The 22,509-nt window shown below is 32.1% G+C and carries 19 protein-coding genes; 13 read left to right on the top strand and 6 right to left on the bottom strand.

Annotation, left to right across the window (positions count from 1 at the left end; all coding sequences use genetic code 11):
- Positions 1-7 precede the first annotated feature (7 nt).
- From D1816_RS09675 to D1816_RS09665, 3 genes are all read left to right on the top strand, one after another.
- The gene (locus tag D1816_RS09675; RefSeq protein WP_118502551.1) at positions 8-349 is read left to right on the top strand and encodes a YciI family protein; all 342 of its coding nucleotides are present in this window, start codon (positions 8-10) and stop codon (positions 347-349) included.
- Between the two features lie 5 nt (positions 350-354).
- Positions 355-1,629, top strand: coding sequence for an RNA polymerase sigma factor (locus tag D1816_RS09670; RefSeq protein WP_118502549.1), 1,275 nt, complete (start codon positions 355-357; stop codon positions 1,627-1,629).
- 271 nt (positions 1,630-1,900) lie between these two features.
- Positions 1,901-2,380 (top strand): hypothetical protein, encoded by a 480-nt coding sequence (locus D1816_RS09665; RefSeq protein ID WP_066319235.1) that lies wholly within the window; start codon positions 1,901-1,903, stop codon positions 2,378-2,380.
- Positions 2,381-2,883: 503 nt separating this feature from the next.
- Here D1816_RS09665 and D1816_RS09660 read toward each other — a convergent pair.
- Entirely contained in the window at positions 2,884-3,936 is a 1,053-nt protein-coding gene (locus D1816_RS09660) for an acyloxyacyl hydrolase (protein ID WP_066319236.1), read from the bottom strand.
- 200 nt (positions 3,937-4,136) lie between these two features.
- Here D1816_RS09660 and D1816_RS09655 point away from each other — a divergent pair, with 200 nt between their 5' ends.
- Positions 4,137-4,691: an AAA family ATPase gene (locus tag D1816_RS09655; RefSeq protein WP_118502546.1), complete on the top strand. Its 555-nt coding sequence runs from the start codon at positions 4,137-4,139 to the stop codon at positions 4,689-4,691.
- A 181-nt stretch (positions 4,692-4,872) separates the two neighbouring features.
- Here D1816_RS09655 and D1816_RS09650 read toward each other — a convergent pair whose 3' ends face one another.
- Both D1816_RS09650 and D1816_RS09645 read right to left on the bottom strand, forming a co-directional pair.
- Positions 4,873-5,208: a hypothetical protein gene (locus tag D1816_RS09650; RefSeq protein WP_066319241.1), complete on the bottom strand. Its 336-nt coding sequence runs from the start codon at positions 5,206-5,208 to the stop codon at positions 4,873-4,875.
- Between the two features lie 169 nt (positions 5,209-5,377).
- The gene (locus tag D1816_RS09645) at positions 5,378-6,157 is read right to left on the bottom strand and encodes a phosphatase PAP2 family protein (RefSeq protein ID WP_118502544.1); all 780 of its coding nucleotides are present in this window, start codon (positions 6,155-6,157) and stop codon (positions 5,378-5,380) included.
- 297 nt (positions 6,158-6,454) lie between these two features.
- Between D1816_RS09645 and guaB the strand changes: the two genes are divergently transcribed.
- The gene (gene guaB, locus D1816_RS09640) at positions 6,455-7,930 is read left to right on the top strand and encodes an IMP dehydrogenase (RefSeq protein ID WP_066319244.1); all 1,476 of its coding nucleotides are present in this window, start codon (positions 6,455-6,457) and stop codon (positions 7,928-7,930) included.
- Between the two features lie 83 nt (positions 7,931-8,013).
- On the opposite strand, the gene D1816_RS09635 is transcribed toward guaB, so the two are convergent.
- The 3 genes from D1816_RS09635 to D1816_RS09625 all read right to left on the bottom strand — a co-directional run bounded on the left by D1816_RS09635 (position 8,014) and on the right by D1816_RS09625 (position 9,298).
- Positions 8,014-8,529, bottom strand: a complete 516-nt coding sequence (locus D1816_RS09635) for an OmpH family outer membrane protein (RefSeq protein ID WP_066319245.1) — start codon at positions 8,527-8,529, stop codon at positions 8,014-8,016.
- Between the two features lie 88 nt (positions 8,530-8,617).
- The gene (locus tag D1816_RS09630; RefSeq protein ID WP_066319246.1) at positions 8,618-8,857 is read right to left on the bottom strand and encodes a hypothetical protein; all 240 of its coding nucleotides are present in this window, start codon (positions 8,855-8,857) and stop codon (positions 8,618-8,620) included.
- A gap of 12 nt (positions 8,858-8,869) precedes the next feature.
- Positions 8,870-9,298: a GNAT family N-acetyltransferase gene (locus D1816_RS09625; RefSeq protein ID WP_118502542.1), complete on the bottom strand. Its 429-nt coding sequence runs from the start codon at positions 9,296-9,298 to the stop codon at positions 8,870-8,872.
- A 620-nt stretch (positions 9,299-9,918) separates the two neighbouring features.
- On the opposite strand from D1816_RS09625, the gene D1816_RS09620 reads away from it, so the two are divergent.
- The 8 genes from D1816_RS09620 (at position 9,919) to D1816_RS09585 (ending at position 22,469) form a co-directional block, all read left to right on the top strand.
- A complete protein-coding gene (locus D1816_RS09620; RefSeq protein WP_118502540.1) occupies positions 9,919-11,874 on the top strand; it encodes a peptidylprolyl isomerase in 1,956 nt (651 codons plus the stop codon).
- Entirely contained in the window at positions 11,875-12,723 is an 849-nt protein-coding gene (locus tag D1816_RS09615) for a hypothetical protein (RefSeq protein WP_066319254.1), read from the top strand.
- On the top strand, positions 12,707-14,155 hold the full coding sequence (locus D1816_RS09610; RefSeq protein ID WP_345742780.1) for a peptidylprolyl isomerase: 1,449 nt from the start codon (positions 12,707-12,709) through the stop codon (positions 14,153-14,155). Before D1816_RS09615 ends, D1816_RS09610 begins: the two co-directional genes overlap by 17 nt.
- A 1-nt stretch (position 14,156) precedes the next feature.
- Positions 14,157-15,113 carry a MoxR family ATPase gene (locus D1816_RS09605; protein ID WP_118502536.1) on the top strand — a complete coding sequence of 319 codons (957 nt, stop codon included), beginning with the start codon at positions 14,157-14,159 and terminating at the stop codon, positions 15,111-15,113.
- Positions 15,114-15,215: 102 nt separating this feature from the next.
- Complete coding sequence (locus D1816_RS09600) at positions 15,216-15,650, top strand: hypothetical protein (RefSeq protein WP_118502534.1); 435 nt, start codon at positions 15,216-15,218, stop codon at positions 15,648-15,650.
- Positions 15,651-16,272: 622 nt separating this feature from the next.
- Positions 16,273-19,050 (top strand): bifunctional aconitate hydratase 2/2-methylisocitrate dehydratase, encoded by a 2,778-nt coding sequence (locus D1816_RS09595; protein ID WP_118502532.1) that lies wholly within the window; start codon positions 16,273-16,275, stop codon positions 19,048-19,050.
- Positions 19,051-19,290: 240 nt separating this feature from the next.
- Positions 19,291-21,558 carry an aconitate hydratase gene (locus D1816_RS09590; RefSeq protein WP_118502530.1) on the top strand — a complete coding sequence of 756 codons (2,268 nt, stop codon included), beginning with the start codon at positions 19,291-19,293 and terminating at the stop codon, positions 21,556-21,558.
- A 242-nt stretch (positions 21,559-21,800) separates the two neighbouring features.
- Positions 21,801-22,469, top strand: a complete 669-nt coding sequence (locus tag D1816_RS09585) for a Crp/Fnr family transcriptional regulator (RefSeq protein WP_066319266.1) — start codon at positions 21,801-21,803, stop codon at positions 22,467-22,469.
- The last annotated feature ends 40 nt before the right edge of the window (positions 22,470-22,509 follow it).

Here is a 22,509-nt window from a genome sequence, read left to right as displayed (position 1 = left end):
TAAATCAATGAGAGATTTTTTATTTATTATTCGAGGTGGACAAGATAGATACAACCAAAACTCACCCGAAGAAATGCAACAACACATGCAAGATTGGCAACAATGGATGGATACTTTGGCTCAAAAAGACATGCTTGTTGGTGGTCAACCATTAATGAATGAAGCTAAAACACTTATTGATGGTGGTCAAAAAATCATTGATCGGCCATTAGCTGAAGGAAAAGAGCTAATCGGAGGTTATTTATTAATCAAAGCAAATTCACTAGAACACGCTGCAGAGGTAGCTAAAGAATGCCCTAGTAATGAATATCATTGTAGTATAGAAGTTCGTGAAATTAGTCCTATGTAGTACTATTGGAAAGCAATAATAACATAGACCAAACGCTAAACCATCTTTTTAGAGAAGAATCTGGAAAGATGGTTTCTGTTTTGATTAAGATTTTTGGAACTGAGAATATTGAAATGGCAGAAGATGTAGTTCAGGATGCTCTAGTAAAAGCACTAGAAACCTGGAAATATAACGGGATGCCTGATAACCCTAGAGCTTGGTTATATCGTACTGCAAAAAATAAAGCTATAGATGTTATAAGAAGAAATAAACACAGCAAACTTATAGATTTTTCAGATCCACAAAAGCAATTGTTAACCTCAGGGTATACTTTAGAAACGACAATGGATAATTATTGGAATGAAGATGGTATCAAAGATGATTTTTTAGGTATGATGTATGCTTGTTGTCATCCAGAAATTTCCCAAGAAAATCAAATAACTTTTATTCTAAAATCACTTTGCGGTTTTAGTACCAAAGAAGTAGCAAAATCTTTTTTAACAAGTCCAGACACAATTTCAAAACGTTTATATCGAACAAAAGAATATTTTAGAAAAAATAGAATTTCTTTGCAAATCCCGACTAACAAGCAAATTGAAGAAAGAACCCATACAGTATTAAGCGCAATATATTTATTGTTTAATGAAGGGTATAATTCTACTCATGCAGATCAATTGATTCGTAAAGATCTTATAGGACAAGCAATGTTACTCTGTAAATCATTATTGTCTAACAAGCGAACAAAATTACCAGAAGTCTATGCTTTAATGGCATTAATGTGTTTTCATAGTGCACGTTTGGATAGTAGAATTACAAGAGAAGGGGAGTTAATTTTACTGTCAAAACAAGATAGAACTTTATGGGATAAAGTATTGATGCAAACTGGTGAAAAATACCTCAATCACGCTGCATTTGGTAATAATCTTACAACATATCATTTAGAAGCGGCTATAGCATTTCAACATTGTGCAGCACAACAATATGAAGATACAAACTGGAAAGAAATTTTGATGTACTATGATTTGTTACTCGAAATAGCCGATGATCCTATTGTTTTTTTAAATAGATGCTTGGTGATTTTAGAGTATAAAGGACCTAAAGAGGCATTAATCGTTTTAAAAACAATGAAAAATACTTCTATGCTAGATAAATATTATGTTTATCATGCTACTCTCGGTGAAATCTATAAACGATTATTAAATACAAACCTTTCTATAAAGCATTATGAAAGAGCAATAAAGCTAACACAATCTAAACAAGAACAGCAGTTTTTGAAAGATAAAATTGCTGGGAAATGCTAAAATTTCAACTTTTTTCATTTTTTTTTAGACTTTATTTATAGAATTATTTTTGTGGTTTAATAAGGGCTAAGAGTGTATCACAGGGGGAAAACGACCCTAAAACCATAACGGAAAACCGTAATCTACTTTTAAAATAATTACTTATGTTAGCACCTCACACAAGTCTTTATTGTAGAAATTAAGTAAATATATGGTATTGTTATTCAGTACTATAATACGTATTGGAGCTATGCTTTGCATTTGTTTAAAAGAATATATAAAACACCCCAGAATGAAAACAATTTTATCATCCATCTTTGATGGATTATTTTCTGCAGAAATAAGAAAAGATTCGAATAGGATTTCGAATAACTTGTTTTTTGCAGCTACAGATCCCATTTCAGGAAGAATATTAATGATCGAAGAAGATGACTATAGCATCTGGGGATATATGTTAAGTCCCGATAAAGAAGAAATCGATTTTGATGGTTTTTTATGTACTGTTGTAACACCGTCTAAACAAAAGAATGATCTTAAGAAAATTAGTAAACATCGCAATCCATTGCCTGCGCAGTTTGCAAATTCATATAGTTATATTAAAAACCTGAAAAGAAAAGATATACGTATTCATTGGAAAGAAAAGTGTGCAGCAATATTAGTAAGGAACAAAGTGCAGTTAGTAATGAATATGGATACAAAGACAAGTTATTCTAAAGGTCTATCTACAGATTGTTTATACGGTAAGACACTTGAAGAGGGTAAGTTAGATTAAACACGTACATGTATTTTATAATACATGTAACCAACGCAAAGCAGTTGTGAAATTATATTTTACAACTGCTTTGTGTTCATTACTTGCCACTGAATTATCTATGAATAGCATAGCTAGATGCAGTAGGAAGTTCTTTTAAAAAATTAATAAATGGTCTAAGATGTATTCCAAATTTAGTATATAAAGTTTTCATAAGCCATAAGTTTTAAATTATTTCTCTTACTTAGTTCAATTGTCGTGCCAAAGTCGAAATTTATTGTTATTACTGGGCTAAACAGCTGTTTTTGTAAAGGCTGAAAAATAGATTTTAAAGGATTTTTGCTATGGTATTCCATAAAAAGGTATATTAGCGACTTCGTTATAATTGTTTTTTAATAACGAGACGTAAACCATTTTAAAAACGGAGTTGGTGATATACTGACTCCGTTTTTTTATTTCCTAGAATTTTGAATCATATTAGTTGCTTAGATAATAGAAGTAGAAAATAGTGCAAACAAATTAATCTACTGGATAATATAAAGTAGTCTTCCATCCATGTGATCAGCTGTACGGCCATATGCAATTAAAGAAGCTCCAATTGCCCATCGGTTTGCAATACGGTACCAAAATGAATATCGTTGATACAACCAATTACTTTGTATGTTTTTAGGTCGTGTGGCGTATATCCCAAATTGTTGTAAAAAATAAAAATTTCCTACATGAAAATGATGCCCAAGTGTAAGTGCCGATGAAAAAGAAGAATCATCAAGGTTTTGTTGCTCTACCTGTTTAAGGTCAGACCAATCATACCAAAACTCTATCCCCAAATTAATCCCGTTTATTCTAGAAAGAGGTTTTAAAGCACCACCTAAACCACCAATTAATGGGTGATTAGTAGATTCGGCCTCGCGATCAGAGGATCTAAGACTTGCAAACGACCCAAGGTAATAACTCCATGCGCGACTGTATTGTTTTAATTCACTGGGCTTCGGTTTTAACGGGGTATAGTTTATGATTCGGTCTACACCAATGGATAAAGTAGGGAAATTCATACCCTTGTTCGGCTGTTTCTGCCCTCCGTTTGAAATATGGTTATAGTTAGCAGATAAATTAAGGGCATAGTTGTTATTAATATGATAATTAAGGTTAAGTGATAAAGCCAGGTAAAAACTAAAATGTGTACTAAAAAGTACATTGTCAGGATTTGTTTCTTCATCAAAAATTGTATCCAAATACGTACCTCCGATTGATCCTCTTAGCGAAAATTTTAATGAGCTCTGATAAGTAAAATAAGGTTCAACGAAGTAAATAAAATTGTAAGAGCTGCCAAGTACATCTGGATTTGCATAATTAAAATAGGTAAATGCAAAACCAGTTCTTCCATAGCAAAAACAGGTCTTCCAAGCTTGATCACTTGTTCGCAATGTACTCATTTCTAATTGAAGTCCATAAGGGTTGGTTTTAGATATAGGTTTTAAATCTGGAGTATGAGGAATAATAAATCCGTAGTGTGATTTTACTCCATAAAATTTAGAATTCGTCTGCGCATATAGCACATTGCCTAAATATAATAGCATGAAAAATAGTATACTCCTGAGCATAGGTTTATAATTGCATTGCTATTGTAATATATTGAAAATTAAATAAGTATGAAATTTTTTCACTTGATCTAACATAAAGAAAATTATTCTTTATCATAATTAGCAATATGCAAAAGCAAATATTATTAATTTTAAAAAAATGATATCTTAGAAACAGCTTTTAAATTGATATACCAATGAAAATTCACATATTTGGAGCTTCGGGTTCAGGTACCACCACATTAGCCAACCAACTAGAGCAGCGATTAGGTTGGAAACATTTGGATGCTGATGATTATTATTGGAAAAAAACAAATCCACCTTTTAAAGAAAAAATACCTTTACAAGAAAGAAATATTAAGTTGTTAAACGATTTCAAGGTTTATGATTCAGTTATTGTAAGTGGTTCTATGGTTAGTTGGGGTAAAGAATGGGAAAAGGCATTTGATGTAGTTATATTTCTGTATGTACCGCCAAAGATCAGGATGGGTAGACTACAACATCGTGAATTAGAAAGATATGGTGAGTTATTAGAAGATAACGAAGATATTCGTAAAAACTCTAAAGCATTTTTGAAATGGGCGCAACAGTACGATAATCCAATTTTTGAAGGAAGAAGCCTTAATGTTCATATGCGATGGCTGGAAAAGTTAGAATGCCAAATTTTAAAAATCGAGGGCGACACAACCATTGAAGAACGTATTGATCTTGTTTTGAATAAATTGTGTTCTGATAAAAACGATAGTATTTAATGGTGAATTTATCAAATACCTGAAAAGACCTTTGTTATTACTGATTTAATACACTTCCACTATTGCCGGATTGTGAACCCAATTACATTTTTCACAATTAATTTTTTATACCTCTCGTTTCCAGCTGGCCCATGTAATAATTTGAGAGACAATAACAAATGTCTTTTCAGATTTTTTGATTTTATGCGGCCAATTCCCCTTTGCCTGCAAGTTGTTTATTGGTACTAAGAGAAGCCCACTTAGAGCTTGAATTAAATTCTAGTGTAACTTCTAATTCATTGCGTAAAGTATCAAGAATTGTTTGTAACTCATTTTCATGAAAATAAATATTCATGACACCATTAGAATGTAATTTATTTTGAGGCAATGATTGCCCATCTTTAATAATACCTAAATATCCAAGGTAGTTTAGGTCTTCTCCATATAGGTAAACGAATCCCATTTGATATCCACCACCACCAGAATAATTACTGACTATTTGTATACTATAACTTTCTATCTTGTTTGAAATAACCATTACTTGATGTTTTTGAGTGTGAGTTTAATTTTTTTCCCTTTTTCAAAGGTACTATTCATACAAGTTTTGTGGTAGAGGTAAAACACGGATTCGTATAGGGTAGATTTCCCCCTAGGCAGGAAATATGACTATTTAGTTAATGATTTATACGATATGCTCAGATATATTTTTAAAACACTTTAGTGAAATAAAAACCTATTCCATCTCCTGTATATTGTGGAGTAAATGCAATTCCACTGGTCTTTTTAAATGGATTCCAATCAATAAGATAATTAAAGTGGTACACAAGCCTAGTAGATAATATACCAATACCAGCACCTACTAATACATCAGAGAGATAATGAGCGTTATTTGCCATTCTTAAACTACCTGTGGCGATAGCAAAAGCATAACCACTATAGGCTAATATAGGATTGGTGTCAATATATTCTTCATATAATACAGTAGCTGTAGTAAATGCGGTAGTGGTATGGCCAGAAGGAAAAGAATTAGCATGTGTAGACTCATAACTGCCAGGTCTTTCTTTATGAATTCGTTTCTTTAGTAGGGTAGAGGTTCCATTACTTATTAGCGATGATAGAACTAGGTATTTTGTTTGATCAAACCAATGACTTTTTGATTGTGCGCCAAGTATGTCTGCCGCATATAATTGCACTACAGGAGCGTATCGTGTATAATCGTCTAGTTTGGTATTAAAATCATTTCCAACTACATCTCTTAAGTCTTGTTGTAGTGATTTTTCGAAATCACTTGTAGAAAGTAAAAAACCTGCGCTAATAAGAGCAACGGGAATTATTCTTTTGGTAAATAGGTTTTTTTTATAGGTAAATTCTCTCTTTTCAGTTTTTTTGAAGCTAAACTCTTTATCAATAGGATAAGAGTCAGTAAATTGAGAATGAGTAACATTAACATAAAAGCATAATAATAACAGGCATAGGATCGTTCTCATAGATAATATATTTTTGGGGGTTTGAGAAGTTTTTAACTCTAATGAATTGAAAGATAAAATAATTATACTAAAAATATGTTAAAAAGTATGATTTTGATCAACAATTGTGTTTTTTAACGATTTTATATGTTTTTAATCGATTAATTTTATGTTAAAACCATAACATGGTAGTATGAAAATTTGGTACGATGTAATGAATAATAGTATAAGTACATTTTGATGATTAAAATAAAAGGTTTACATCATTATATTCTTTAAAAAAGACGTACATTTACACGCAATTAAATTTTAATTGCAATGACAGCACATGATTCCAAAATAGTCGGAGAAGGTCTTACTTATGACGACGTACTTTTAGTTCCCGCATTTTCTGAAGTACTTCCTAGAGAAGTAAGTATACAGGCAAAATTTACAAGAAATATAACCCTTAACGTACCTATCGTTTCGGCTGCAATGGATACCGTTACAGAAAGTCGAATGGCAATTGCAATGGCGCAAGAAGGCGGTATTGGAGTTTTGCATAAAAATATGACGATCGAAGAACAAGCAATTAAAGTACGTAAGGTAAAACGTGCAGAAAGTGGTATGATCATAGATCCTGTAACATTACCTAGAGATGCAAAAGTTATAGATGCTAAAAATAATATGAGAGAACATAGCATTGGAGGAATTCCGATAGTTGATGATCATCATAAATTAATCGGTATAGTAACTAATAGAGATCTGCGTTTTGAGAAAAATGATGATCGCCCAATATCTGAAGTTATGACAAGCGAAAACCTTGTTACTGTAGGAGAGGGAACATCATTACAACAAGCAGAAGTAATTCTTCAAGATAATAAAATAGAAAAATTACCCGTAGTTGATAAGGATAATACTTTGGTTGGTTTAATTACTTTCAGGGATATTACTAAATTAACCTTAAAGCCTATGGCTAATAAAGATAGTCTAGGACGTTTAAGAGTAGCTGCTGCATTAGGAGTGACTGGTGATGCCGTTGATAGAGCAGAGGCACTAGTGCAAGCGGGAGTCGATGCTGTTGTGATTGATACTGCACATGGTCATACTAAAGGAGTTGTTACTGTATTAAAAGAGGTAAAGGCAAAATTTCCAGAATTAGAAGTTGTAGTGGGTAATATAGCAACTGCCGATGCAGCTAAATACTTAGTTGAAGCAGGAGCAGATGCTGTAAAAGTAGGAATAGGACCAGGATCTATATGTACAACAAGAGTAGTGGCAGGTGTTGGATTTCCACAATTCTCTGCTGTTTTAGAAGTTGCTAATGCGATTAAAGGATCAGGAGTTCCGGTTATCGCTGACGGAGGAATTAGATATACTGGAGATATACCAAAAGCAATTGCTGCTGGAGCGGATACAGTAATGTTAGGGTCTCTTTTGGCAGGTACAAAAGAATCCCCAGGCGAAACGGTTATCTATGAAGGGAGAAAATACAAAACCTATAGAGGAATGGGGTCTGTCGAAGCTATGAAAAAAGGTTCAAAAGATCGCTATTTTCAAGATGTTGAAGACGATATTAAAAAACTTGTTCCAGAAGGAATTGTAGGTAGAGTAGCTTATAAAGGTGACTTAATAGAAAGTATCCATCAATTTATAGGAGGTATAAGAGCAGGAATGGGATACTGCGGAGCTAAAGATATTAAAGCTCTACAAGATAATGGTAAATTTGTAAAAATTACAGCTAGTGGTATAAACGAAAGTCACCCTCATGATGTAACGATTACAAAAGAAGCGCCAAATTATAGTAGACGATAGAATAGATGAATAAAATGATATAATTAAAAAAGCAATCATATTTTGTATGATTGCTTTTTTAATTATCTAGAATGATAAGGTGCTTATTTACCTTCTTCTATTTTTATACCTAACTTAGTAGTTACTTTTTTTGTAAGATCAAAATTTGGATCAACATAAGCTAAACCACTACTAGAAATAGTGAAAACCTGAGTGTATTTTTCAGCTTTAGCGATCTCTTCTAACGCTTTACCTATTTTTTGATAAAGGGGTTGAAGTAATTTATTTTGTTCTAATTGTACTAATTGAGAAGCATTTTGGCGAAACTTTGCAATGTCGTCCTCTAACTTAATGATTCCTTCTTGCTTTGTTTTTTTCATAGGCTCAGTGAATGTCGCTACGTTTTCTTGGTATTCTTTCACCTTAGCCTGATACTCTTCAACTTTTACTTTTAATTGATCTTCTAATTTTTTGTTGTACCCTTTAAGATCTTCCTGAACTTTTGTAAGCTCTGGCATTTTAGACAGGATGAATTCGGTGTCTATTGTTCCTGTTTTAGATTGTGCGTTTAATTGTAAACTAACGACAAGTACTAATATTGATAAAATTATTTTTTTCATTACAATTTTTTGGTTACTGGTTTTTAAACTTTTGCAAATATATAAGGTCTAGTTCAATATCCATACCAATACTGATATTTTTGAAAATTTATTCTTCATATAGTTGTCCTCGATGAGGTTTAAGGGCATCTCGAGTTGGTTTCATTTCAGAATCTGTTACAATCATATAGGCAATACTATGCATTTCATTTATATCTAAATATCCTGTTATATGAAGAGATAATTTTTCTAACAAAATATATTCTTTAAGATGTTTCTCGTGATGTTGTGCGGTTTTACTTGCAGTAGGACCTTTAAAATCCCATATTAATTTTAGTTTTCTTTCCATTGCTATTAAATCTTATTTCAGTTTTAGATTATAGAGTCTACTGTGCTTTTGTTTGAAATCTAGTTGCTCGTATAAATGTATGGCTGCTTTTTTTTCCTCTTCGGTAAATAAATAAATTTCTGAAAGTTCTAATTCTTTGCCATAATTTATAAGTGCTGTAATTATTTTTTTGCCTATTCCCAAGCCTCTGTTATTAGTATCTACTACGACATCTTCAATCCAGCCTTTATATCCAGAAATTACCTTATATGTGCACATTGAAGCAATACCTGTTATTTTGTTTTCAGTAAAGTAGCATGCAAAAATAAGCGAATTATTAGGATCTGATAATAATGCCTTTATCGAGTTTTGTTTTTTGTTCGGACTTAATTGTTTGAATAAATCATGAATGTCCCGTTCGTATTTAGGAGTAAGAAGTTTGCTTGTGAGAATTTGAATCATATTTGTATTAGTTTATAACATTTTAAACATCGTTTCTTTTTTCAATAAATGTTTTAAAGTCAATCGTAATATTAGGTGTTATTTAATAGGATTGAGTAATAAGAAAAATATGCTTATGATAAAACTATTAAATTTAAATTTCTTTATACTTGTTTATTCTATATTGCCATAGGGTTTTTCCAGAAGAGTTTTCTTTATGTTAATGTTGCTAGTGTTAAAAATACGTTGCAATCAAGTCAGAGTATCAAAAATGTAATTGTTTCGATCATTTCGATTTCTTTTTCCACATCTCATAAATTTATTTTGAAATTGCATTAGGTTTGTCTTTTTCGTTATTTAAGAGTTTAATGCTAACTAAGGTTTTATATTAGTGTTTTAAGTTGTTTTAGTTTACCGGGGTTTTAACTGTTTCATTTTTAGGTGATTTTGTTTCAATGTCTAAAGCGTATTTCATAATTTAAGCCATCGTTTGTAATGTAGAATTACATATATAATATGCATTGGTCATAAAAATTTTAGGGATGAATACTATTGAAGATTTCCCTTCGTTAAAAAACTAGCTTGTAAAACATCTTAATATTATTATTTTTGTCCGATTAGGGCTTCATTAGAAAACAATTATGCGCACAAAATCATTAGTATTTCTATTCGGATTTATTTTTCTTGGGTTGGCAAATGCACAACAAAAAGAAGAAGTATTATTATCAATTGATAATTTGCAAATTCCTATATCAGAGTTTAAAAGAATCTATCTTAAAAATATAGATTTAGTAACAGATGATTCTCAAAAGGATGTAGATGAATATCTTGATTTGTTTATTAATTATAAATTAAAACTTAGAGAAGCTCAAACCCTTGGTCTAGACAAAAAAGATTCTTATTTAAAGGAATTAGAGGGATATAAGAAACAACTATCATCTAGTTATCTCACCGATACAAGAACCTCTGAAGCATTGATAAAAGAAGCATATGATCGTTCTCAGGAAAGAATAAATGCAAGTCATATTCTGGTGATGGTAAAGCCTAATGCATCTGCAAAAGATACATTACAAGCGTATCAGAAAATTTTAGAGGCAAAAGAAAAAATTAAAAATGGTAAAGAATTTGCTACAGTAGCAAATGCATATAGTGAGGATCCTTCTGTAGCCAAAAACAATGGACTTTTAGGATGGTTTTCAACATTTAGAATGGTTTACCCATTTGAAGATGCAGCTTATAAAACAAAAGTTGGAGAGGTTTCTAATCCTTTTAGAACTCAGTTTGGCTATCATATTGTTAAAGTAAACAAACGAGAAAAGAAATTAGGAGAGGTGTCTGTAGCACATATTATGATTGCGATAAACGATAAAAGAACATCGCAAGAAGCAGAGCAAAGAATTAAAGAAATTAATCAACAGCTCGATCAAGGAGTTTCTTTTGAGTCACTAGCAAAACAATATAGTGATGATCCAAGTACAGCGGTTCAAGGAGGTAAAATTAGACGTTTTGGACAAGGGATCTTAAATTCAGAGAAGTTTGAGAAAACGGCTTTTGCTCTTCAGAAAAAAGGAGAATTATCAGAACCATTAGAAACAAAATATGGTTGGCATATTATTAAATTAATTGAAAAACATGCTCCTAAATCATTCGAAGAACAAAAAAATGAACTAACAAACAGAGTAAAAAAAGATAGCAGATCAAAATTGGTAACAGAATCTTTTATCAATTCGTTAAAAGAAAAATATCAAGTTACGTTTAATACTAAGGCGGTTAGTTTTTTTAAAGAGGCAATTCCTGATTCTATGAATTTTGAAGGTTGGGATGTGTCTAAAAATGAAGGCTTTAAAAAAGAATTATTTCGTATAAAGGATCAACCGTATACCTATGGTGATTTTGGAGAATTCCTAAAAGAGAATGCTAGAGTAAGTCAAAGTTACAGTGATAAATCTATTTTTATAGAAAAGATGTATGCTAAATATGAATCAACTACCTTACTCAAATATTATGAAGAACATTTAGAAAATGATAATCAAGACTATGCTAACGTAATTAATGAGTATCGTGACGGATTATTACTTTTTGATCTTATGGAATCCAAAATATGGAATGCTTCAAAAACCGATACAATTGGTCTTAAAAAGTATTATGAGGAGCATAAAGATGAATATGTTCAAAATGAAACCTACAAAGTTTTAAGAGCATCGTCGTCAAAACGTGAAGCACTAGAAAAAGTAAAAAAACTATTAGAAAAGAAAGTTGCTGTTGAAGAAATAAAGAAAGAAGTTAATAAAGGAGATATTGTTTTAGTGCTTTTTTCTGAAGAAGAGTTGATAAAAGGAGAAGATAAATTACCAAAGAATTTTAAAGCCCAAGAAGATAATATAACCTTATTACAAGAGGATAATTTTGCAACTTTGATTTTGGTTAAAGAAGTACTACCTTCAAGAGTTAAAACGTTTGAAGAAACAAAAGGAGAATTAATTAATAATTTTCAGGAAGATATAGAGCGTAAATGGTTAGATGAACTTAAAGATAAGTATGCAGTAAAGGTAAATCAAAAAGCTTTAAAGAAAATTAAAAAAGAATTGCTTAAATAAATGAGGTTTGTAATATTTATAATGTTTTGTATAGCGATAGTTTCTTGTAAAAAATTTGGAGAACAAATTAAAAAAGAAGCTGTGGCTAGAGTAAATGATACATACCTGTACAAGGAAGATGTTGAAAAAATATTGCCTCAAAACTCGTCCAAAGAAGATAGTGTTCACATCGTTAAGAATTATATAAATACTTGGGCAACCCGTCAGCTTTTTATAGACCAAGCCAAGAGGAACTTAACTCAAAACGAATTGAAAGAGTTTGATGAGCTAGTTCAAAATTATCAAAGTACTCTTTATATTAATGCATATAAAAATGCTGTGATTGATAAATCTATCAATATGGAGGTTACAGAACAGGATTTAGAGTCGTATTATAAGCAAAATTTAGAAAATTTTAATCTTAATGAGGAGTTGGTAAAGTTACGTTACTTACATTTGCCATCTGATTATAAAAATATTGTTGCAACGCAACGACAATTAAATCGTTTTAAAGAAGAAGATATAGACGAACTGAAGTTAAAAGAAAGTGAGTTTATAGCATATTCATTAAATGATTCTATCTGGATACAGCTAGATCAGGTTTTAAATAAAATTCCTATTCTTAAAAAACAAGAGAAATCTAAATTGTTAAGATCAGGGAAATATGTGCAGCTTAGAGACTCTACTGGGGTATATATGGTAAAGATAAAAGATGTTTTAAATAGAAAAGAAAAAGCGCCTTTACAATATATCAAACCCACAATAAGACAAATTATATTAAATAAGAGAAAGCTGGAGTTGATAAAAAAAATAGAAAAAGATATTACTAGAGATGCAGTTGAGAACAAACAATTTGAAGTATACAATTAAAATTACCCTTTGTGCAGTAGTATTCACTGCGAGCATCAATACTAAACTATATGCTCAAGAAATAATTGAAGAAGCTGTTACTGATACAATTTCTGCTAATGCAGATTCAATTATAACCAAAGAACCTGTAAAGCAATTTCAAAGAACTAAAATTGATGGAGTAGCAGCAGTAATTGGAGAAAACGTAATATTAGATAGCGATATTGATATTGCATATAAACAATTAGTAAGTGAAGGTGTTTCTGCTAATGATGTAAGTCGTTGTGAACTTGCTGGAAGTTTGTTTGAAAATAAATTGTATGCACATCATGCAATTCAGGATAGTATTATTATTCGGGATGCAGAAGTTAATTCTATGGTAGACCAACAACTAAGTTATATGCTTAATGAACTGGGTACAATAGATAAGGTATTAAGACTTTACAAGAAAGATAATCTTGAGGATTTTAAGAGTGAGCTTTTTGAAATCAATAAAACCAATAGATTGTCAGAACGTATGAGGACTAAAATCATAGAAGATATTGAAATCACTCCTGAAGAAATTCGAGAGTTTTTTGATGAAATTCCAGAAGCAGAACGACCACTTTTTGGAACTGAAGTTGAGCTTGCACAGATTGTTATAGAGCCTCAAATTTCTGATAAAGAAGAACAAGAAGTAGTTGATAGACTAAATCAATTTAGAGAGGATATTGTAGAAAACGGAAGTAGTTTTGCTACGAAAGCCGTGTTGTATTCACAAGATCCTGGATCAAAATCAACAGGAGGAAAATATACATTAGATCGCCAAACTAACTTTGCAAAAGAATTTAAAGATGTTGCATTTAGTTTACAAGAAGAAGAAGTAAGCGAACCATTTAAAACAGATTTTGGTTGGCATATCGTTAAAGTTGATAAAATTCGAGGAGAAGAAATAGATGTTAGACATATACTTTTAGTTCCTGAAGTTACAAGAACAAGTGTAGAAAAAGCAAAAAAATTAATTGATTCACTAAGAACAAGTATTACTTCTGGAAGTATAGATTTTAAAGAAGCAGCAAGACAATTTAGTGACGAAAAAGAAACCCGAGAGGATGGAGGACAGCTACTTAATCCAACTACGGGAGATACTCATTTTGAACTTACCAAAATTGACCCTATATTGTATGATCAAGTGTCTAAACTAAAAACTAATGACGTTTCATTAGTAATACCAGATCAAGATCGTCAAGGCCGAAAAAAGTTTAAGCTAATTACAGTGCTTAAGAGGTATGATGAGCATATAGCAGACTATTCTCAGGATTATCTTAAAATACAAGAATTAGCGCTTAGAAAGAAACAAATTGAAGCGATTAGAAAATGGCAGGGTGAAAAGATAATGGATACTTATGTAAAAGTTAATGGTGATTATAGAGACTGTACTTATAGTGGTAACTGGTTAAAAAAAGAAAAATAGTATGTCAGACGACGTAGCAGCTGTACAAAGACTAGTAAAAAAACATTCCGAACTTAAAAAAGAAATTTCCAAAGTAATTATTGGGCAAGAAGAAGTTATCGATCAAATCCTGATTTCTGTTTTTTCAGGGGGTCATGCTTTATTAATAGGTGTTCCTGGTTTAGCTAAAACCTTAATGGTGAATACTATTTCTCAAGCATTAGGATTGGACTTTAAACGTATTCAGTTTACACCAGATCTTATGCCTAGTGATATTCTGGGGAGTGAGATATTAGATGAGACAAGACATTTTAAATTTATAAAAGGTCCTATTTTTTCTAATATTATTCTGGCGGATGAAATTAACAGAACGCCACCAAAAACTCAAGCAGCCTTACTTGAGGCTATGCAAGAACGTGCTGTTACAGTTGCAGGACATCACTATAAACTAGATTTGCCATACTTTGTTCTGGCTACACAGAACCCGATAGAGCAAGAAGGTACATATCCACTTCCTGAAGCACAACTGGACAGGTTTATGTTCGCGATAGAACTAAAGTATCCAAGTTTTGAAGAAGAAGTAGAAGTTGTTAAAAGCACTACAGGAGATACAACTAAAACAATAAACCCATTATTCACTCCCAAAGAAATCATCGATTTTCAACATTTAATTCGCCGTATTCCTGTTGCTGATAATGTGATAGAGTATGCTGTAGGCATTGTTGGTAAAACAAGACCTTTTGGAGATACTGCCACCGATTTGGTTAAAAACTATATCGATTGGGGAGCTGGTCCTAGGGCTTCTCAAAATCTTATTTTGGCAGCCAAGGCTAATGCAGCGATTAAAGGGAAATTTTCACCAGATATCGAAGATGTACAAGCGGTAGCTACAGGTATATTACGTCATCGTATTATAAAGAATTACAAGGCAGAAGCCGAAGGAGTTAGTGTAGAAGATGTGATTAGTGATCTTTTTTGATTCCCGCTTTTCGTAGTGTCCATTTTTTAAACATCCCAATTAAACCTTTTTCCTTTTTTGTAGTCTTATTATTACTAATAATGATTATAAACATATAGTAATATGAAAAATATTTTGACTTCCTTATTGATCTTGTGTATAGGGATAACTTCAATATCAGCACAATCAGATAAAGCGCACGTAAAACGTAAAGATTTAAAGAAAGAATTTATACAAAGTCTCTCTGCAGATCAGAAAAAACAATTAGATTTTCAGAAACAGCTTAAAGAAGAGCATAAAAAGAAAATGAAAGCATCTTTTACTAAAGCTCAATTGGATATTGCTAATGATGAAAACCTTTCAAAACGTGATAAGAAAAAATCTCTTTCAGAAACGTTTAGTAATGAGCAAAAGGAAATGAGGAAAAGTCATAAGGCAATTCTTAAAGAAGAAAAGGAAAAGTTTAAAAAAACGCTTACTGAAGAGCAGCTTACAAAATATGAAGGCTTGCATAGAAAGAAGCATAAAAAAAAGAAAGAGCATAAGCGAGAAAACTAGAATCTGATACTGTATATCCAACAAGTAAAAGTGAAATCATTTGATTTCACTTTTTTTATACATAATTAAAAGGTTTTTATTCGTTTTTTTAAACTTTACTATAACGTTTTCGTAAATCAAAGTTTCTAGTTGTTATTTTCTTGTGTTTATTTTTAATGATTTTGTAGAATTAATAACTTGATTTTATGAATTTATAGAAATGGATACCCTATTCTTTTGAAAAATGCAAAAAGATAGTATTACAGGTATTCATTTAATAAAACCCCTTAAAATTCGTATTTTTGTGCAACTTTTCAATGTTAAAATTCAAAGTATTTGGCATTCGTTATCAATATGATAAAAAGACTTATACTAAATATAAAACAGTAAATGTTATATGCAAAATAGCAGTGGTAATATGCTATGTTTATAAACTGAAAATTGTTTTGACACTTTTGAAAAGTGAAAACAAATTAAAATGCGCATAAGGTGTAAGGACTATGCTTATTAAGCTACATATCGTATAGTTTTTCATGATACAACGATGCAAAAAGAGTTGTTGTAGTTTATGCAGACAAAAAAAGAAATTTGAGTGCTAATTTACGTAGTACTTCAATATTTAAAGAATTCTATTATTTACTATATGAACACTTACAACGATTATATCAAGGAGATCGAAGAAAGAAAATCTCAAGGGTTACACCCTAAACCAATTGATGGTGCTGAGTTATTGAGCGAAATTATTTCGCAAATTAAAGATAAGGATAACCAACACCGAGAAGATTCTCTTAACTTTTTTATTTATAATGTTTTACCTGGTACTACAAGTGCTGCTGGTGTTAAAGCTAAATTTTTAAAAGAAATTATTCTTGGTGAGTTTATTGTTGAGGAAATAACACCAACTTTTGCACTTGAGCAATTGTCTCATATGAAAGGTGGTCCTTCAGTAGATGTATTACTAGACTTAGCATTAGGAAATGATACTACTGTATCTCAAGAAGCTGCTAAAGTTTTAAAAACACAAGTTTTCTTATATGAAGCAGATACTGAGCGTTTAGAAAAAGCATACAAAGCAGGTAATGCAATTGCTAAAGAATTATTAGAAAGTTATGCTAAGGCCGAGTTTTTTACTGCTTTACCAGAAATTGATGAAGAAATAGAAATTGTAACATATGTAGCTGGTGTAGGTGATATCTCTACAGATTTATTATCCCCTGGAGCAGATGCACATTCTAGATCAGATCGTGAATTACATGGTCAATGTATGTTTGAGCATAATAAAGAAATGCAACAAGGGCTATTGGCTTTAAAAGAACAACACCCAGATAAACGTGTGATGTTAGTAGCAGAGAAAGGAACTATGGGAGTTGGTTCTTCAAGAATGTCTGGTGTAAATAATGTAGCTTTATGGACAGGGATTTCCTCTAGTCCATATGTGCCATTTATTAATATTGCTCCAGTAATCGCAGGTACTAATGGTATTGCTCCAATTTTCTTAACTACAGTTGGAGTAACTGGTGGTATTGGTATTGATTTAAAAAACTGGGTAAAACAAAAAGATGTTAATGGAAACACGATTGTAGATGAAGACGGTGAGCCGATTTTAAAAGAAGTATATTCTGTAGCTACTGGTACTGTTTTAACCATTAATACAAAGACCAAAAAATTATATAACGGCGATAAAGAATTAAAAGATATTTCTACAGCACTAACTCCACAAAAAATGGAGTTTATAAAAGCTGGAGGTTCTTATGCGGTTGTTTTTGGTAAAAAACTACAAACCATAGCTTGTAAAATATTAGGAATAGCTATTCCTCAAGTATATGCTACTTCAAAAGAAATTTCTATTGAAGGACAAGGATTAACAGCTGTTGAAAAAATATTTAATAAAAATGCAGTAGGAACTACACCTGGTAAAACATTACATGCAGGTTCTAATGTTCGTGTTGAAGTAAATATTGTAGGTTCTCAAGATACTACAGGTTTAATGACTTCTCAAGAATTAGAAATGATGGCTGCTACAGTCATTTCTCCAATTGTCGATACTGGATATCAATCGGGATGTCATACAGCTTCTGTTTGGGATGACAAGTCTAAGGCTAACATTCCTAGATTAATGAAGTTTATGAATGACTTCGGATTAGTTACAGCACGTGACCCTAAAAATAAGTACCACGCAATGACCGATGTAATACACAAGGTATTAAATGATATTGCTGTTGATGATTGGGATGTAATTATTGGTGGAGATTCACATACACGTATGGCAAAAGGAGTTGCTTTCGGTGCCGATTCGGGAACAGTTGCCTTAGCATTAGCTACTGGCGAAGCAACTATGCCAATTCCAGAATCAGTAAAAGTTACTTTTAAAGGGGAAATGAAACCTTATATGGATTTCCGTGATGTCGTTCACGCTACTCAAGAGCAGATGTTAAATCAGTTTGAAGGTGAAAATGTTTTCCAAGGAAAAATTATAGAAGTGCATATTGGAACATTAACTTCTGATCAAGCATTTACATTTACAGACTGGACTGCTGAAATGAAAGCAAAAGCATCTATCTGTATTTCTGAAGATGATACCCTAATCGAATCATTAGAAATTTCTAGAGATCGTATTCAAATTATGATTGATAAGGGTATGGATAACCCTAAGCAAGATCTTAAAGGACTTGTTGATAAAGCGAATAATCGAATCAATGAAATTAAAACAGGAACTAAATCGGCATTAAAACCAGATGCAGATGCTAAGTACTATGCTGAAGTTGTTATTGATTTAGACAAGATTGTCGAGCCTATGATTGCCGATCCAGATGTAAATAATGAAGATGTATCTAAGCGTTATACACACGACAATATCCAACCATTATCTTTTTATGGTGGAACTAAGAAAGTTGATTTAGGGTTTGTAGGATCTTGTATGATTCATAAAGGAGATATGAAAATTTTGGCTCAAATGTTAAAGAACATTGAAGCACAACAAGGTGAAGTTAAGTTTAATGCTCCTTTAGTTGTAGCTCCTCCAACATATAATATTGTTGATGAGTTAAAAGCAGAAGGAGATTGGGATGTTTTAGTGAAATATTCTGGTTTTGAATTTGATGATAGTGCGCCTAAAGGCTTAGCGCGTACAAAGTATGAGAATATGTTATACTTAGAGCGTCCTGGTTGTAACTTATGTATGGGGAATCAAGAAAAAGCAGAACCAGGAGATACGGTAATGGCTACTTCAACTCGCTTATTTCAGGGGCGAGTGGTAAAGGATTCAGGAGAGAAAAAAGGCGAATCTTTATTGTCATCTACTCCTGTAGTAGTGCTATCTACAATATTGGGTAGAACTCCTACTATGGAAGAATATGAAGCTGCTGTCGATGGTATTGTCTTAACTAAATTCAAACCTTCTCAAAAAGAATTAGTTATATAATTAAATATTTAAGTCGTCCTAAATTTGGTTGACTATTATAGTGTAGAAGCCTTAGTATTGTACTAAGGCTTTTTCTATGGTTTTGATAAGTGTTATTTTTAGTTTTCTTAATCATTTTGATTTAATATATCTTGATTTTTAGAGAGATAAACTCTTTTTTTATAATCATTCTATATTCGTTTTATCTTTTTCATAGTCATTGTATATTTCGTATCTTGGAATACTTAAAATTAATAGCATATGGCATTCGATATCGATATGATAAAAAAGGTCTACAGTCAAGTAGCTGATCGTGTTAATACAGCGCGTGAAATTACAGGTAAACCTTTAACACTAGCAGAGAAAATTTTGTATTCGCACCTTTGGGATGGAAAGGCAAATACTGCATTTACTAGAGGAAAAGATTATGTTGATTTTGCCCCTGATCGTATTGCTTGTCAAGATGCGACAGCACAAATGGCATTATTACAATTCATGCAGGCAGGAAAAAATAAAGTTGCCGTACCTACAACTGTACATTGTGATCATTTAATTCAGGCAAAAGAAGGAGCTTCTACAGATTTAAAAAGAGCTAATGATACTAGTAGTGAGGTATTCAATTTTTTAGAGTCAGTATCTGATAAGTATGGTATTGGATTCTGGAAACCTGGAGCGGGTATAATTCACCAGGTAGTATTAGAAAACTACGCGTTTCCTGGAGGAATGATGATTGGTACAGACTCACACACTGTAAATGCAGGTGGTTTAGGAATGGTAGCTATTGGTGTTGGTGGAGCTGATGCCGTTGATGTTATGGCAGGAATGGCTTGGGAATTAAAATTCCCTAAATTAATAGGCGTAAAATTAACAGGTAAATTATCGGGCTGGACAGCACCAAAAGATGTAATTTTAAAAGTAGCAGAGATTCTAACAGTAAAAGGAGGAACAGGTGCAATTGTAGAGTATTTCGGACCAGGAGCAACAGCAATGTCTTGCACAGGTAAAGGTACAATTTGTAATATGGGAGCAGAAATTGGTGCTACTACATCTACATTTGGATATGATGAGTCTATGGAGCGCTACCTGCGAGCAACAGAAAGAGCAGATGTAGCAGATGCGGCTAACCAAGTTAAAGAACATTTAACTGCAGATCCAGAGGTATATGCAAACCCAGAACAATATTTTGATCAGGTAATTGAAATTAATTTATCAGAATTAGGACCATTATTAAATGGGCCTTTTACTCCGGATTTATCAACAGAAGTTGGTAGTGCTATGACAGAAAAAGCAAAAGCTAATGATTGGCCAATTCAAGTAGAATGGGGATTAATAGGTTCTTGTACCAACTCTTCATATGAAGACCTATCAAGGGCTTCTTCGATAGCGCAACAAGCTCTAGATAAAGGTTTAAAAATGAAGGCAGAATTAGGAATTAATCCAGGTTCTGAACAAGTAAGATATACAGCAGATAGAGATGGTATTCTTGGGATATTCGAAAAACTAGATGCAAAAATATTTACTAATGCTTGTGGTCCTTGTATTGGACAATGGGCGAGATATAGTGATCCGAAAAATGCACCAAAAAATAGTATTGTTCATTCTTTTAATAGAAACTTTGCTAAACGTGCAGATGGTAATCCTAACACACATGCATTTGTGGCTTCTCCAGAATTAACAGCAGCTATTGCTGTAGCTGGGCGATTGGATTTTAATCCATTAACAGATAAGTTGATAAACGAAAACGGAGAAGAGGTTATGTTTGATGAGCCTACTGGATGGGAATTGCCTCCTAAAGGTTTTGAAGTGAAAGACAATGGCTATTTAGAACCTGTAGAGGATGGAAGCGCGGTAGAGGTAAAAGTAAGTCCTACTTCTGAAAGGTTACAGTTATTGACCCCTTTTGATCCAATTGGTAACGAAATAACAGGAGCTAAATTATTAATTAAAGCTTTTGGTAAATGCACTACCGATCATATTTCAATGGCGGGTCCTTGGTTACGTTATAGAGGTCATTTAGATAATATTTCTAATAACTGTTTGATAGGAGCTGTTAATGCGTTTGGTAAGAAAACAAACTTTGTTAAAAATCAATTAACAGGGGAGTATGGTGGTGTGCCCGATACAGCTAGAATTTATAAGGCAGAAGGTATTAAAACTATTGTTGTAGGTGATCATAATTATGGAGAAGGTTCTTCTAGAGAACATGCAGCAATGGAGCCAAGACATTTAGGTGTAGCAGCTGTTATTGTAAAATCATTTGCACGTATTCATGAAACGAATCTTAAAAAGCAAGGAATGCTTGGTTTAACGTTTGCAAATGAGAGTGATTATGATCTAATACAAGAGGATGATACGTTTAACTTTATAGATCTGAATCAGTTTGCGCCCGGGAAACAACTTACCTTAGAAGTTGTACATGCTGATGGGACAAAAGATACAGTCTTATTAAATCATACATATAATGCTTCGCAGATTGAATGGTATAATGAAGGGTCAGCATTAAACTTGATCAAAAAACAGAATGTCTAAAAATATTTAGAACACAAGTTTTTAATATTAAAATAAAAAACTCTCTGATATTATAATTTCAGAGAGTTTTTTGTGTTTTAAAAAAATAACTAGGGTATATAGAGTTTAGGTTGTTGTATTATAAAAGAAGGTATTTCGTTAAAGTTCACTTAAGGATTATAAACTATTTACTTTTTTTTAGTAAGTAATTATATGAATTTACGACTCCTTAGTCTAAGCTAACAGTTTAAAACACAAACATCATGAGTGCAATCTGGTTTTTTGAGGATGCAAATCTCTTTAAGGTTTTATGCCCTCATAAATTTAAAAGGTATAAAAAAGATCACGATTTTGATGCGTATCGTAAAAACGATTATATCTATTTTGAAGAGGATTCAGCAAACAAAGTTTACCTTATAGAAAAGGGGAAAGTGAAAATAGGGTATTGCGCAGAAGATGGTCATGAAGTTGTTAAAGCAATATTGACCAAAGGAGAGATTTTTGGGGAAAAAGCCATACTTGGTGTAAATAAAAGAACAGAATTTGCCCAATCTGTTGATAATACGACTTCTATTTGTCCTATTGGGGTAGAAACGATGCATGGTTTGATGAGAGACAATCAATCCTTTAGTCTTAGAATCTATAAATTTATAGGTATGCGTTTTAAACGCTTAGAAAGAAGACTACAATTACTCCTTTTTAAGGATACAAAAACAAGGTTATTAGAATTTTTGAACGAACTTAAAGAAGATTACGGGCATTGCTGTCCAGATACAGGGGATATGGTTATAGAACATCCTTATACGCAGAAAGATATAGCCAATTTGATAGGTACTTCAAGACCTACATTAAACATAATTCTTAATGAGTTAAAAGAATCCAAAATCCTAGATTTTAATCGTAAAGAGATTCGATTAAAAATTGTTGCCTAGTGTTAGATAGCTAACATTTTAAAAAACCAAATGTTGATAT

Source organism: Aquimarina sp. AD10 (assembly GCF_003443715.1).
In the GTDB taxonomy this organism is placed as follows: Bacteria; Bacteroidota; Bacteroidia; order Flavobacteriales; family Flavobacteriaceae; genus Aquimarina; species Aquimarina aggregata.
The sequence above is the reverse complement of the archived record's forward strand: the minus strand, read 5'-3'. Positions and strand labels throughout refer to the sequence as shown.